Origin of the sequence: Pseudomonas sp. MYb193 (assembly GCF_002966775.1) — a bacterium.
In the GTDB taxonomy this organism is placed as follows: Bacteria; Pseudomonadota; Gammaproteobacteria; order Pseudomonadales; family Pseudomonadaceae; genus Aquipseudomonas; species Aquipseudomonas paracarnis.
Window position 1 is genome coordinate 5,962,197 of the sequence record NZ_CP023269.1, and the last position, 15,309, is coordinate 5,977,505.

A 15,309-nucleotide genomic window follows, 5' to 3' on the forward strand; every position below is an offset into this window, starting at 1 on the left:
CCAGGAAAACAAACCCGTCTCAAGTCTAAGCGCAGTGCCTGGCTTTGTAACGCATCGTCGCCTCGGCATTTGCCGTCGCGACGCCAGCGAACCACTGGTGACGAGCCCTGTACCCGGATCCGTCGGCGCACTGCATTCGTCACAGCGACTGCATCAGTGCATGGGTCATGATCGTCTAAGCAGAAACCTTGCCAGCTCCGTAAAAACCACCGAAATCAATCCTTTGCCCGCTTATGCCCACCTACGGGGCGCCTGTGCGGCCGCAATGCGCATCAAAACAGTGCGCAGCCGCCCGCCCCAATGCGCGAAAACCGTGCGCAGCGGGGCGTGAAAATGACTATAGACGCTGCGTGGTACACTGCCGGCCAACTGTTTTCCGGAATATGTCCAATGCTCGCGCCCAAAGACTTCCTCGACGCCCTGAGCGGCCACGCCTCTCGCCTGTTCAGCGGCGACACTCCGCTGCCCCGCAATGAAATCGAAAGCCAGTTCAAGGCTTTGCTACAGAGTGGTTTCAGCAAGCTCGACCTGGTCAGCCGGGAAGAGTTTGACAGCCAGATGGTGGTGCTGGCGCGCACACGTGCGCGGCTGGAGAGCCTGGAGGCGAAGGTGGCTGAACTTGAAGCACGGTTGGCGCCACCTTCTGCTGAGTGAACGCGATTGTTGTGGGAGCTGGCTTGCCTGCGATGGCGGTTTATCAGCAGATGATTCTTTGCTGACACACCGCCATCGCAGGCAAGCCAGCTCCCACACTTGTTTTGCGCTGCCGCGCGGATACGTTCTGTAAAACCTCCCCGCCCCGCTCCATCCCACCTCGTCTACCCTTGAAAAAACCGCAGGAAGCGGCCCTCCCACTCAAGGAACGAGCATGTCCCTCGCCATCGTCCACAGCCGCGCTCAGGTGGGTGTAGAAGCCCCCGCCGTCACCGTCGAGGTGCACATGGCCAATGGCCTGCCGTCTCTCACTCTGGTGGGTTTGCCCGAAACTGCAGTGAAGGAAAGCAAGGATCGCGTGCGCAGCGCCATCCTCAACTCGGCGCTGCAATATCCGGCCCGCCGCATCACGCTCAATCTCGCGCCCGCCGACCTGCCCAAGGACGGCGGGCGTTTTGATCTGGCGATCGCCCTGGGCATCCTGGCAGCCAGTGTGCAAGTGCCGGCGTTGATGCTCGATGACGTGGAATGCCTTGGGGAATTGGCGCTGTCCGGCGAGGTGCGCGCGGTGAAGGGGGTGTTGCCGGCCGCGCTGGCGGCGCGCAAGGCCGGGCGCACCGTGATAGTGCCGCGCGCCAATGCCGAGGAGGCGTGCCTGGCGTCGGGGTTGAAGGTGATTGCGGTGGACCACCTGCTGCAAGTGGTGGCGCACCTGAATGGGCATGTGCCGATTGAGCCCTACGCGTCCGACGGTTTGCTGTACCTGAACAAACCTTACCCGGACCTGAGTGAAGTGCAGGGCCAACTCGCGGCCAAGCGAGCATTGCTGATCGCCGCGGCGGGCGCGCATAACCTGTTGTTCAGCGGGCCACCGGGCACCGGCAAGACTTTACTGGCCAGCCGGCTACCGGGCTTGCTGCCGCCGTTGAGCGAGCAGGAAGCGCTGGAAGTGGCCGCAATCCAATCCGTGGTCAGCCTGGCACCGCTGAGCCATTGGCCAAACCGCCCGTTTCGCCAGCCGCACCACTCGGCATCCGGGCCGGCGCTGGTGGGTGGCGGCTCGAAGCCACAACCGGGTGAAATCACCCTGGCTCATCACGGGGTGTTGTTCCTGGATGAACTGCCAGAGTTCGATCGCAAGGTACTGGAGGTGCTGCGCGAGCCATTGGAGTCGGGGCATATCGTAATCTCCCGAGCCCGAGACCGTGTGAGTTTCCCGGCGCGCTTTCAACTGGTCGCGGCGATGAATCCCTGCCCTTGCGGCTACATGGGCGAACCCAGTGGGCGTTGTCGGTGTACGCCGGAGCAGATCCAGCGCTATCGCAATAAACTGTCCGGGCCTTTGCTGGATCGGATTGATTTGCACCTGACAGTTGCGCGGGAAGTCACTGCGCTGAATCCCGACCAACAAGGCGGCGACACCACCGCGCAGGCATCCGCCCAGGTGGCCGAGGCCCGGGAGCGCCAGCAACAGCGCCAGGGCTGTGCCAATGCGTTCCTCGACCTGCCACGACTGCGCAAACACTGCCAGCTGACGAAAGCCGATGAACGTTGGCTGGAGAGCGCCTGTGAACGACTGACGTTATCCTTGCGCGCAGCACACCGGTTGCTCAAGGTAGCGCGTACCTTGGCGGACTTGGATCAGGCTAAAGTGATTTCTCGTCATCATTTGGCAGAGGCCCTTCAGTATCGACCATCAGCTTCTAGCTAAAGAGTTCATCACTCAGACTGAGAAAACCTGAGGGACAGCGCGATCTGTACCTTCTTAAAAAAACGACCTGGAGGAAACGCCAGAAAAGCATAAAATACTATATATGGATCCCTAAACAGTACTTAAGATGGCTTTATCTCCAACGGACAGTGGCCTCATGCTCGAGCGTGTAGTAGCCTCCGCCTTATGGCATTTCTGCTCAATTCATTAGTCACATTTGAAAATTGGATACTCAATGATCAACATAATCTGGGGCTCCACAAAAAAGCCGGTTTCGAGCCAACAGCTGGCCGAATTCTTCCAGAATAATCCTCAGTATGATGGGCACCTTTTTATAGGTTATCCGATTATAGGGACGCCAGAGGGCCCTTACCCTATCGACGCTATCTGGCTGAGCAAAGAGAGCGGACTTCTATTATTTAACTTAATAGAAGGAAAAAACCTCGAAAATTATGAACAAGCGCAGGATGACAGCTTCAACACTCTAGAAGCGAAACTAAGAAACCACAAAAGTCTAATGCGCGGAAGAAGACTACAAATCCCGCCGAACGTAATTACATTTGCACCAGCAATTCCTGCAAAAGAGGAACTACTAGAGGAAGAGTACCCAATTTGCAATGCCCAAAGCCTGCATGCTTTTATTGATGAACTACCTGCCTTTGACAACCAAGATATATTTGAATCCGTGTTAGCAGTAATACAGTCTATATCGACCATACGTAAAGGTAAGCGGAAGCGAGAGACTTCCTCTACAACATCTCGAGGAGCGATCCTGAAAAACCTTGAGGACTCAGTTGCTAACCTAGACAACCTTCAAGGCAGCGCCGTCATAGAAACAGTTCAAGGTGTGCAACGAATTAGAGGATTGGCAGGCTCCGGAAAGACAATTGTACTTGCCTTGAAAGCAGCATATTTGCACGCCCAACACCCCGAATGGAAAATAGCTGTAACCTTCAATACGCGATCATTAAAAGGTCAGTTTAAGCGACTTATCAATACATTTGTAATTGAGCATACGAATGAAGAGCCAGACTGGGACAATCTTCAGATTATCAATGCATGGGGAGGGCCTGGCGGAGCTCAAAGAAATGGAATGTACTACAGTTTTTGCCAAACACACGGCATAGAGTTTCTTGATTATCAGACCGCAAAAAACAAATATGGGAGAAATAGGGAGTTTGAAGGCGCATGTGAAAAAGCACTTAAAGACGCTTCCAAACTCAAGCCTTTATATGATGTAATCTTAATTGATGAGGCACAAGATTTTTCTCCTGCGTTTTTAAAATTATGCTACGAATACCTTACAAGAGACAAACGCCTCGTTTATGCTTACGACGAACTACAAAGCCTGAGCGAGAAGTCTTTGCCCTCTCCAGAGGAAATTTTCGGCAAAAATCCAGACGGTTCACCCCGAGTTAGATTTGAAGATCCTGTACCTGGAAAGCCTAAACAAGACATAATTTTGGAAAAGTGCTATCGAAATTCAAGACCAGTATTAACTACAGCTCATGCTCTAGGGTTCGGAATATACCGAAAAGCTGACGCTAAAACTGGGACTGGGCTGATCCAAATGTTTGACCAAAGTCATCTTTGGAAAGATGTCGGATATGAAGTTAAAGATGGTAAATTAGAAGACGGACATCAAGTAAGATTAGCGAGGACTGAATTTAGCAGCCCAGCCTTTCTTGAGGATCACTCTGAAATCAATGACTTAGTGCAATTCATAAAATTTGATACCATTCAAGAACAAGCGACTTGGCTAGCGGACGCCATCCAAAAAAACCTGATGCAAGACGAACTGAATCATGACGATATAATAGTAATAAATCCCGACCCGCTAACAACAAGAAATGATGTCAGCCCTGCAAGAAAATTACTATTTGAAAAAAATATAAACTCTCATCTTGCGGGTGTTGACACAGCCCAAGATGTGTTTTTTGAAGGCGATGAGGACTCAGTAGTATTCACCGGAATCTATCGGGCCAAAGGAAATGAGGCGGGGATGGTTTACATCATCAACGCTCAGGACTGCTATTACTCCTTCGGCAGCTTAGCAAGAATGAGAAACATGCTATTTACTGCCATTACCAGAAGCAAAGCCTGGGTAAGAGTATTAGGTATTGGGCCGCAAATGCAGAGCTTAATAGAAGAATTTAACGCAGTAAAAGAAAATAGATTTGAGTTGGCTTTTAGATATCCAACTGACGCAGAGCGGGCAAATCTCAACATCGTCAATCGGGATATGTCATCGGAAACCAAAGGCAAAGTTAAGCAGGTACAAGTTAATGTAGCAACTCTTCTAGACGACATCGACCAAGGAAAAGTATTCCTGGACGATCTTCCAGAGGATCAGCTAGAGCGCTTACGGGCCTTATTCAATAAGGACAAATGACATATGCCAGCACCCGAAAAAATCAGAACCCAAGTAGAGAAGCTTACGGCAGATTTTATCGGCCTCGGCCTATGCAACAGTCAAAATTTCCCCTCACTTAAGAGCGAGGGAAGCTTACAAGAAGTTAGTTATAGCGGCACGGGCGACCTAAGCTTTATCTTAAAAAACCAACCATACCAAGAAATCTATAACGAAATATTAAGAACAAATGCTTATAATCTAAAAATGCTAGACGGCGCTTTAATCCAATTAATGTATAAGTTTGAAAATGGAAAACTCAAATGCCATAGATTAGCATTTTTTCCGTCACCAGACCTTACAGAATATCAAAACAACCCAGAAATCTATGAAGATGACGAAATTTATGCTGATATAGTCATGCGAAATATCGTAGTTTTTCCTATCCGTTTTGATTTTGACATCACTGAAGGCACTTACAAAGAAATTGACCACCCTAAATCTCACTTAACACTAGGGCAATATAAAAACTGTAGAATCCCCGTAAGCGCCCCAGTAACTCCTCATGCCTTCTTAGCGTTCCTTTTACGAAATTTTTATCATACTGCCTTTAAAAAGCATGCTGATGCGATAACTATATTCGATGAGACTTTTGAAGAGTCAATATATCCCTCAGAAAGACTCATTGGCCACTTTAACATCTAAGCCTCACCTTTTTAATGCTTTTAACGAGAGAGATAAGACTGGATCCTTAACTTTTTATCTATATCCGTCAACGAAACCGATCCACCTCATGACGCAAGCCTGCCGCCAAGGTCTCCAGTTCCTTGGCGGTAACTGCCAGGTTGGACACCACTTCACGCTGCTCGCTGTTGGCCAGCGCAATGCTCTGCAGGTTGCTGCTGAGCAAGGTCGCGGTGCTGCTCTGTTCCTGGGTGGCGGTGGTGATCGCAGCAAATTGCTGGCCGGCCGAGCGGCTTTGCTCGTCGATACGCGCCAGGGCCGAGGCCACGTCGGCGTTGCGCGACAGGCCTTCCTGCATCAGCGCATTGCCGTGCTCCATGGTGCTGATGGCGTTGCCGGTTTCCTGCTGGATGCTCTGGATCATGCCGGAGATTTCATCGGTGGCCTGGCGGGTGCGCGAAGCCAGGTTGCGCACTTCGTCGGCGACCACGGCGAAGCCACGGCCTTGCTCGCCGGCGCGCGCAGCCTCGATGGCGGCGTTGAGCGCCAGCAGGTTGGTCTGTTCGGCGATGGCGGTAATCACGCCGACGATCCCGCCGATTTCCTGGGAACGCTGGCCCAGGGTGTTGATCACGGCAGCGGTGCTGTTCAGCGCAGTGGCGATATGTTCCAGGGACGATGACGCCTCTTGCATCGAGCTGCGGCCGATACGGGTTTGCTGGGCATTCTCTTGGGCCAGGCGCTCGGTGTTGCCCATGTTGTCGGCAATGTTCAGCGAGGTAGCACTGAACTCTTCCACCGCACCGGCCATGCTGGTGATCTCGCCGGACTGCTGCTCCATGCCTTCATAGGCACCGCCGGACAAGCCCGACAGCGCCTGGGCGCGGCTGTTGACCTGTTCGGCGGCGGTACGGATATGCGACACCATGGTCGACAGCGCCTCACCCATCTGGTTGAAACTACGCGCCAGCTGGCCGATTTCGTCATGGCTGGACACATTGAGCCGCGCACTCAAATCGCCCGCGCCCAGGGCCTGGGCCTGGCGCACCAGCTCGCTCAATGGCGCCAGCTTGCTGCGCAACAGCCACACCGTGGCGCCCACTGCCAGCAACATCGCCAGCACACTGCCCACCACCAGGCGGATGCCGACTTCCCAGGTCACTGCGCGAATCTCAGCCTTGGGCATGCTCGCTACCACCGCCCAAGGGCCGCCTTCGAACGGCACCGAGACGCTATAGAAATCTTCGTTCTTGTCGCTCCAGAAACGGCCAGCACCCGGCTTTTTCGCCAGGTCGAGCATCACGGCAATCGCCTGATCCGGCGCTTGCACGCCAGCCGGCGGCACCAGCCAGTGCTTTTGCTCATCCAGCAGCGCGAGGGAGCCGGTCTGGCCGATACGGAAGCGCTTGAGGTTTTCAAACTGGGCGTTCTGGGCATCGGTGTAATCGAAACCGATGAACAGCACGGCGATGACCTGCCCACTGCTGTCACGTACGGGGCTGTATTGGGTCATGTAGGAGCGGTCGAACAACACGGCACGGCCGATGTAGGTCTGGCCGCTCACAACGCGCTGGTAGGCCGCGCCCTGACGGTCGAGCACGGTGCCAATGGCGCGATTGCCGTCCTGCTTGGTCAGGGAGGTGCTTACACGGATAAAGTCGTCGCCGCTGCGCACGAACACCGTGGCCACGCCACCGGACATCTGCTTGAACTCATCCACCTCTTCGAAGTTATTGTTCAGCACCTCATTGCCCAGGTAGAGGCTCGGCGTCTGCACGCCGGCCACGGCCACAGGCTGGTCCGCACGCACACTCAAGCCGGCGCCGAAGCGCTTTTCAAACAGCCCGCTCAAACGCTGGGTGCTTTCACGCAAGGTGCTGTGGAAGGTGTTGAGTTGGTCGGCGAGCAAACGCGCCTCGCTGGCCAAGTGTTCCTCGCGGGTGGCGAGGTTGGCGGAGTCGAGGGTACGAAGGGCGAAGACCGTACTGCCGCTGATCACGACAGCCAGAATCACGGCGAGTGCAAGGCCTAACTGGGAGGCAATCCGGGCACGAGGTTGAGACATGACAGCTCCTGGCCGAGGCCAGGATCATCCTGATCTCATAGCGCTGCTCGGCAAATTATCTAGTGGGAAACGGTAGTGCACGAGGGTTCCAACACCTTTCTTCGGCGGCATTTGGCAATACTTGAGCGAATCACAGGGGTATCTCGCAAACGATTGCACAAACGGTCCGGCCCTACTCAATCGAGGCGTTCAACCTGGGGCAATTCCATCGCCTTGACTTCACCTTGAAGAAATTCCGCCAGCCGTCGCAAACGTTCGCCACCCGGACGGGTTTTCGGCCACACCAGGTAGTAGCTTTCCCCACTGGCGACCGCCGTAGGCCACGGCAGGCTCAAGCGTCCCTGCGCCACGTCTTCAGCCACCATCAGCAAATCACCCATGGAGACGCCATAGCCTCGGGCGGCGGCTATCATGCCCAGTTCAAGCGTGTCGAACACCTGCCCACCCTTGAGTGAAACGTGAGATGACAACCCCATGCGCTGCAGCCAGTAACGCCAGTCGCGGCGGTCAGGCGTCGGATGCAGCAGTTCGGCGGTTGCCAGCCGCGTCACGTCCCAGGGACCGTCGTCCAACAGATTGGGGGCTCCCACAGGGATCAGCATTTCCGCAAACAGATAACTGGCCTCCCAGTCCGCCGGAAAGTGCCCGTTGCTGAGCAACACCGCGCAGTCGAATGGCTCTTGGTTGAAGTCCACTTCATCAATGCTCATCCACGCACTGGTGAGTTGCACCTCATTGCCTGGCTGCAATGCGCGGAAGCGACTCAACCGCGCCAGCAGCCAGCGCATGGTCAAGGTTGACGGCGCCTTCATACGCAGGATGTCATCTTCGGCATTCAAGGTATGGCAAGCACGCTCCAGGGCAGCGAAGCCTTCCCGTACGCCAGGCAGCAACAAACGCGCTGCTTCCGTGAGCTGCAACGTGCGACCGCTGCGCTGGAACAATCGGCAGGCGAAATAATCTTCGAGCGTACGGATATGCCGGCTGATCGCACTCTGGGTAATCGACAATTCCTCAGCCGCGCGGGTAAACGAGTGGTGGCGGGAGGCGGCTTCAAATGCCCGCAAGGCATAAAGAGGAGGAAGACGACGAGACATGCTGAAAACTCCGACTGCGCAATCTGGAAACCCTACCAGAATCGCTCATACATGAGTTTTAATCATGCTAACGATCGCTTTTATCCTTTTGTGCAATGCGCTGAATGCGCCGAGAATCAACCCTTCCCCACCTTCCTGACCATTCGAGTGTGATGATCATGCAACATCCGGCACGTACCGAACTCTGGGCCATTCTGCGGCTATCGGGGCCGTTGATTGCCTCACAGTTGGCGCACATGCTGATGGTGCTGACCGATACCTTGATGATGGCGCGCTTGAGCCCCGAGGCACTGGCCGGCGGAGGCCTGGGCGCGGCGAGCTATTCGTTCGTGGCGATCTTCTGCATCGGCGTGATCGCAGCCGTGGGCACCCTGGTCGCCATTCGCCATGGCGCGGGCGATATCGACGGCGCTACTCGCCTGACCCAGGCAGGGCTGTGGCTGGCGTGGTTGATGGCCCTGGCGGCGGCGTTGCTGTTATGGAACTTGAAGCCGGTGCTGCTGATGTTCGGCCAGACCGAAACCAACGTGCATGCGGCCGGGCAATTCCTGACGATCCTGCCCTTTGCCCTGCCCGGCTACCTGAGCTTCATGGCCCTGCGCGGCTTTACCAGCGCCATCGGCAAGGCCACCCCGGTGATGGTGATCAGCCTGTGCGGCACCGTGGTCAATTACCTGCTCAACCATGCACTGATCGAAGGCATGTTCGGCCTGCCGAAACTGGGCCTGATGGGCATCGGCCTGGTGACCGCCATCGTCGCCAATGGCATGGCGCTGGCACTGATGTGGTACATCCGCAGCAACCGCGCCTACGCCGCCTACCCGCTGGGCACCGGCCTGCTGCGCCTGAATACCCACTACCTGCGCGAGCTGTGGCGCCTGGGCCTGCCGATTGGCGGCACCTATGCGGTAGAGGTCGGGTTGTTTGCCTTTGCGGCGTTGTGCATGGGCACCATGGGCAGCACGCAGTTGGCGGCGCACCAGATCGCCCTGCAGATTGTCTCGGTGGCCTTCATGGTGCCGGCGGGGATGTCCTACGCGGTGACCATGCGCATCGGCCAGCATTACGGCGCCGGGCAGTTGCTGCAGGCACGCCTGGCCGGACGAGTGGGCATAGGATTCGGCGCCATGGTGATGTTGGGGTTTGCGGCGGTACTGTGGCTGTTTTCCGACCCACTGATCGGATTGTTCCTCGACCATGACGACCCGGCGTTCCATGACGTCATCGTGCTGGCGGTGAGCCTGCTGGCCGTCGCCGCCTGGTTTGAATTGTTCGATGGCGTGCAGACCATCGCCATGGGTTGTATCCGTGGCTTGAAGGACGCCAAGACCACCTTCCTGGTGGGCCTGGGTTGCTATTGGCTGATTGGCGCACCGTCAGCCTGGTTGATGGCGTTCACCCTGGGCTGGGGGCCAACAGGCGTCTGGTGGGGCCTGGCACTGGGCCTGGCGTGTGCGGCGGTGAGCCTGACCTGGGCGTTTGAGGCGAAGATGAAGCGGATGATTCGGCAGGAGCCGGATGCTCCTGTTGAATTCCAAGCGGCCGTGCCGGACTAGCGAGTGCACGCGGCCCATGTGGGAGCTGGCTTGCCTGCGATAGCGGTAGTGAATCCAACACCGCCATCGCAGCATAGGATCTACACAACTTTGTGGGTTGTAACAGCAGACGGTAACCACGATGCGAAGCGAGTCGCTCTTGATCTGCTTTTGATCTTAGGCGCCCCGTTAAACCACGCTGGCCGGAATTCGACAGGGATTTGGGGGGTAAACCGGCAGGGATGCCGGTTTAGCCGCCCCGCGCCATGGATGGCGCGTGGCGGCGGCCCCCCAAATCACTGGCGGATTACGGGCACACCGAGCCTAAGCGAGGTGCCGAGTGGTGGGGCAAGAGCGCTTTGCTTACTTTCGCGCTTTTCGAAAGTGAGCCGCCGTCAGGGCGGAACCCTAAGTGGCCGTTACCGCAGCAATGGATATACACACAATCCAACTGTGTTGACTGCCAGGCCGCCTTCGCGAGCAAGCCCGCTCCCACAGTTTGATTGTGGGGTGTCAGGTAGAAAGGCGTCGGCTGGCAGGCCGCTATCGCAGGCAAGCCAGCTCCCACATTTGAACCACTTTGAAGGCTTAACCCAACAGCGCCTGCTGGCTTTGCCCGAACATCAGGTATTCCACCAGTTCTGGCAGCGGCAACGGCTTGCTGATCAGGTAACCCTGGACCTGATCGCACCCAAACAAGCGCAAAAGCTCAAGCTGCTCAGGGGTTTCCACGCCTTCGGCGACCACTTCCAGGTTGAGGTTGTGGGCCAGGTTGATCATGGCGTGCACGAGCTTGCGGTTTTCTTCGCGCTCTTCCATGCCGCCGACAAAGCTCTTGTCGATCTTCAACAAGGCAATCGGCAGGCTGTTGAGGTGCACAAACGACGAAAAACCGGTGCCAAAATCATCCAGGGAAAACCGCACGCCCAGCCGGCCAAGGGCGTCCATGGTCTGCTTGACCAGGTCGCTGCGGCGCATCACGGCGGTTTCGGTCAATTCGAACTCCAGCCATTGCGCTTCCACGCCGCGCTCGGCAATCAGGCGGCTGAGAGTAGACAACAATTGACTGTCCTGGAACTGGCGAAACGACAGGTTGACCGCCATGTGCAGCGGCGGCAGGCCGCGTTCACGCAGGTCTTGCATGTCGCGCAGGGCTCGGGAGATCACCCAGTAGCCCAATGGCACGATCAGACCACTCTGTTCGGCCAGCGGCACGAATTCGCTAGGCGGCAACAAGCCGCGCTCACCGTGGCGCCAGCGCACCAGGGCTTCGAGGCCAACGATATGACCGTCGTCCAGGTCCAGTCGCGGCTGGTAATGCAGCTCCAACTCATCGCGACGCAAGGCCCGGCGCAGTTCACTTTCGAGGTCGGCCAGGCTGCGGGCGTTGCGGTTGATGCGTTCATTGAAGATATGAAAGGTACAGCCCTGGGTGCTTTTAGCCTGCTGCATGGCGATATGGGCATGCCACATCAACGGGTCGGCGCCAGCGCGGGCTCGAGCATGGGCCATGCCCAGGCTGCAACCGATCAACAGGCTTTCGCCATCCACCCAATAGGGTTCGGCCATCACTTCGGTGATGCGCTCGGCCATCCATTCGGCGCGCTGGGGCGCCCGGCGGGTATCGATCAACAAGGCAAACTCATCGCTGCCCAGGCGCGCCAGTTGGTCCCCGGCTTCGAGCTGGCTCTTGAGCCGCGACACCACTTGCAGGATCAAACGGTCGCCCGCCTGATGGCCAAGGGCATCGTTGGCGTGACGAAAATTGTCCAGGTCCAGATGACCGAGCGCCAGGCCACGGCCTTCGTTTTCTGCCAGCCGGGCGGCCAGCAAGGTCTGGAAGCCCTGACGGTTGGCAATACCGGTGAGCGGGTCTTGCTCGGCCAGGCGCTGCAAGGTGTTTTCCAGCACGCCGCGCTCGCGCACATGGCGCAGGCAGCGGCGCAATGTGTCGGCGTCCAATGCATCCAACACCAACCAATCGCTGACACCCAGCGGCGACACCAGTGGCTCCTGCTCCAGCAGCAATACACACGGCAGGCTGCACCGGCCGGGGCCGGGCTGCAGGCTGGGCGTGGTCAATAACACAGCACCCTGGTCGTCATCGAACAGGCGGCTTACCGAGTCCCAGTTGGGCGCACTGATCAGCACAGCCCCTTCGCCCATCGGCGCCAGGCACTCGCGCAACAACGCTGCCCACTCGGGCTCATCAGCCAGCAGCAGCAAACGCAAGGGTTCGACAGGCGTAGACACGCTAACTCCCTAGACTCTGCAAAATTTCATTAGCGGTGCCATTATGACGTGCGGCCTGACAATGACAAAGGATGACAAATGATAGGTGTTATCAAACACGTAGACTGTAAATATTAGTCTCGAATAATCCTTAACATCCTGCGGCAAAGTAGCAAAACCGGCAAATTTAGATCGAGTGGTACGTCACACCGTCGTTCTATGGCAGCAGAATCTTTCCAGCCTGTTAAAATGCCCGCCCTTTTGAACAACGACCCCTGAACTTCCGTATGTCCCGACTCAATCCCCGGCAGCAAGAAGCCGTGAACTACGTCGGCGGCCCTCTATTGGTGCTCGCCGGTGCAGGCTCCGGCAAGACCAGCGTGATCACGCGCAAGATCGCGCACTTGATCCAGAACTGCGGCATCCGCGCCCAGTACATCGTCGCCATGACCTTCACCAACAAGGCGGCGCGGGAAATGAAAGAGCGGGTCGGCACCCTGCTCAAGGGTGGCGAAGGCCGTGGCCTCACCGTGTGCACCTTCCACAACCTGGGCCTGAACATCATCCGCAAGGAGCATGTGCGACTGGGCTACAAGCCGGGCTTCTCGATCTTTGACGAGACCGACGTCAAGGCCCTGATGACCGACATCATGCAGAAGGAATACGCGGGCGACGACGGCGTCGACGAAATCAAGAACATGATCGGCTCGTGGAAAAACGACCTGATCCTGCCCGCCGAAGCCCTGGAAGCTGCACGCAACCCCAAGGAGCAGACCGCCGCCATCGTCTACACCCACTACCAGCGCACGCTCAAGGCGTTCAACGCCGTGGACTTCGACGACCTGATCCTGCTGCCAGTCAAGCTGTTCCAGGAGCACAAGGACATCCTGGAGAAGTGGCAGAACAAGGTGCGCTACCTGCTGGTGGACGAATACCAGGACACCAACGCCAGCCAATACCTGCTGGTGAAGTTGCTGATCGGCACGCGCAACCAGTTCACCGTGGTGGGCGACGACGACCAGTCGATCTACGCCTGGCGCGGCGCCCGCCCGGAAAACCTGATGCTGCTCAAGGAAGACTACCCCTCCTTGAAAGTGGTGATGCTGGAGCAGAACTATCGCTCCACCAGCCGCATCCTGCGTTGCGCCAACGTGCTGATCTCCAACAACCCCCACGAGTTTGAAAAACAACTGTGGAGCGAGATGGGCCATGGCGACGAGATCCGTGTGATCCGCTGCCGCAACGAAGACGCCGAAGCCGAGCGCGTCGCCGTGGAAATCCTCAGCCTGCACTTGCGCACCGACCGGCCCTACAGCGATTTTGCGATCCTGTATCGCGGCAACTACCAGGCCAAGCTGATCGAGCTGAAACTGCAGCATCATCAGGTGCCGTATCGCCTGTCGGGCGGCAACAGCTTTTTCGGACGCCAGGAAGTCAAAGACCTGATGGCCTACTTCCGGCTGATCGTGAACCCGGACGATGACAACGCCTTCCTGCGCGTGATCAACGTGCCACGCCGGGAAATCGGCTCCACCACCCTGGAAAAGCTCGGCAACTACGCCACCGAACGCAAGATCTCGATGTACGCCGCCACCGACGAAATCGGCCTGGGCGAACACCTGGACACGCGCTTCACTGATCGCCTGTCACGCTTCAAGCGCTTCATGGACAAGGTCCGCGAGCAGTGCGCCGGCGAAGACCCGATCAGCGCCCTGCGCAGCATGGTCATGGACATCGACTATGAAAACTGGCTGCGCACCAACAGTTCCAGCGACAAGGCCGCCGATTACCGCATGGGCAACGTCTGGTTCCTGATCGAGGCGTTGAAGAACACCCTGGAAAAAGATGAAGACGGCGAGATGACCGTCGAGGACGCCATCGGCAAGCTGGTGTTGCGCGACATGCTCGAGCGCCAGCAAGAAGAGGAAGACGGTGCCGAAGGCGTGCAGATGATGACCTTGCATGCGTCCAAGGGCCTGGAATTTCCCTACGTGTTCATCATGGGCATGGAAGAGGAAATCCTCCCGCACCGCTCCAGCATCGAAGCCGACACCATCGAAGAAGAACGCCGCCTGGCCTACGTGGGCATTACCCGCGCACGTCAGACCCTAGCCTTCACCTTTGCCGCCAAGCGCAAGCAATACGGTGAAATCATCGATTGTGCCCCCAGCCGGTTCCTGGATGAACTGCCGCCGGACGACCTGGCCTGGGAAGGTAATGACGACACTCCCACCGAGGTGAAGGCCGTTCGCGGCAACACCGCCTTGGCGGATATACGCGCGATGTTAAAGCGCTAGAATCGACTACTTTTTAATCTACTTTCGGCGCACAACGCGCCATTAGAGGAAGCTTTCCGTGGAAGCACTGCACAAGAAAATTCGCGAAGAAGGCATCGTGCTTTCCGATCAGGTCCTCAAGGTTGACGCCTTTCTGAACCACCAGATCGACCCGGCACTGATGAAACTGATCGGCGACGAGTTCGCCGCACTGTTCAAGGATTCGGGCATCACCAAGATCGTCACCATCGAAGCGTCGGGCATTGCCCCGGCGATCATGACCGGGCTGAACCTGGGTGTGCCGGTGATCTTCGCCCGCAAGCAGCAATCCTTGACGCTCACGGAAAACCTGCTGTCGGCCACGGTGTATTCCTTCACCAAGAAAACCGAAAGCACCGTGGCGATCTCCCCGCGGCACCTGACCAGCAGCGACCGCGTGTTGGTGATCGATGACTTTTTGGCCAACGGCAAGGCGTCCCAGGCGCTGATCTCGATCATCAAGCAGGCCGGCGCGACCGTAGCCGGCTTGGGCATTGTGATCGAGAAGTCGTTCCAGGGTGGGCGTGCAGAACTGGATGCCCAAGGTTATCGGGTTGAGTCGCTGGCGCGGGTGAAGTCGCTGGCCGGTGGTGTCGTGACCTTTATCGAGTAATCACTGTGTGGGAGCTGGCTTGCCTGCGATAGCGGTGTGTCAGTCGACAGAGA

Annotated in this window: 10 protein-coding genes; 7 read left to right on the top strand and 3 right to left on the bottom strand. The window is 57.1% G+C overall.

Annotated features, from left to right (window positions below; translation table 11 throughout):
• Positions 1-390 precede the first annotated feature (390 nt).
• The 4 genes from CLM72_RS27505 to CLM72_RS27520 all read left to right on the top strand — a co-directional run bounded on the left by CLM72_RS27505 (position 391) and on the right by CLM72_RS27520 (position 5,420).
• Entirely contained in the window at positions 391-654 is a 264-nt protein-coding gene (locus CLM72_RS27505; RefSeq protein WP_034129057.1) for an accessory factor UbiK family protein, read from the top strand.
• Between the two features lie 214 nt (positions 655-868).
• Positions 869-2,365, top strand: a complete 1,497-nt coding sequence (locus CLM72_RS27510) for a YifB family Mg chelatase-like AAA ATPase (protein WP_105228947.1) — start codon at positions 869-871, stop codon at positions 2,363-2,365.
• A 235-nt stretch (positions 2,366-2,600) separates the two neighbouring features.
• Entirely contained in the window at positions 2,601-4,757 is a 2,157-nt protein-coding gene (locus tag CLM72_RS27515; protein WP_105228948.1) for a DEAD/DEAH box helicase, read from the top strand.
• 3 nt (positions 4,758-4,760) lie between these two features.
• Entirely contained in the window at positions 4,761-5,420 is a 660-nt protein-coding gene (locus CLM72_RS27520; protein ID WP_105228949.1) for a DUF2290 domain-containing protein, read from the top strand.
• 67 nt (positions 5,421-5,487) lie between these two features.
• Here the strand turns inward: CLM72_RS27520 and CLM72_RS27525 are convergent, their stop codons facing one another.
• On the bottom strand, positions 5,488-7,464 hold the full coding sequence (locus CLM72_RS27525) for a methyl-accepting chemotaxis protein (protein ID WP_105228950.1): 1,977 nt from the start codon (positions 7,462-7,464) through the stop codon (positions 5,488-5,490).
• Positions 7,465-7,640: 176 nt separating this feature from the next.
• Positions 7,641-8,561, bottom strand: coding sequence for a LysR substrate-binding domain-containing protein (locus CLM72_RS27530; RefSeq protein ID WP_014720465.1), 921 nt, complete (start codon positions 8,559-8,561; stop codon positions 7,641-7,643).
• 152 nt (positions 8,562-8,713) lie between these two features.
• On the opposite strand from CLM72_RS27530, the gene CLM72_RS27535 reads away from it, so the two are divergent.
• Complete coding sequence (locus CLM72_RS27535) at positions 8,714-10,117, top strand: NorM family multidrug efflux MATE transporter (protein WP_105228951.1); 1,404 nt, start codon at positions 8,714-8,716, stop codon at positions 10,115-10,117.
• 567 nt (positions 10,118-10,684) lie between these two features.
• Here the strand turns inward: CLM72_RS27535 and CLM72_RS27550 are convergent.
• A complete protein-coding gene (locus CLM72_RS27550; protein ID WP_057975303.1) occupies positions 10,685-12,349 on the bottom strand; it encodes a bifunctional diguanylate cyclase/phosphodiesterase in 1,665 nt (554 codons plus the stop codon).
• A gap of 266 nt (positions 12,350-12,615) precedes the next feature.
• Between CLM72_RS27550 and rep the strand changes: the two genes are divergently transcribed.
• On the top strand, positions 12,616-14,625 hold the full coding sequence (gene rep / locus CLM72_RS27555) for a DNA helicase Rep (RefSeq protein ID WP_005792464.1): 2,010 nt from the start codon (positions 12,616-12,618) through the stop codon (positions 14,623-14,625).
• A 58-nt stretch (positions 14,626-14,683) separates the two neighbouring features.
• Positions 14,684-15,256, top strand: a complete 573-nt coding sequence (locus CLM72_RS27560) for a xanthine phosphoribosyltransferase (protein WP_003195447.1) — start codon at positions 14,684-14,686, stop codon at positions 15,254-15,256.
• Positions 15,257-15,309 lie beyond the last annotated feature (53 nt).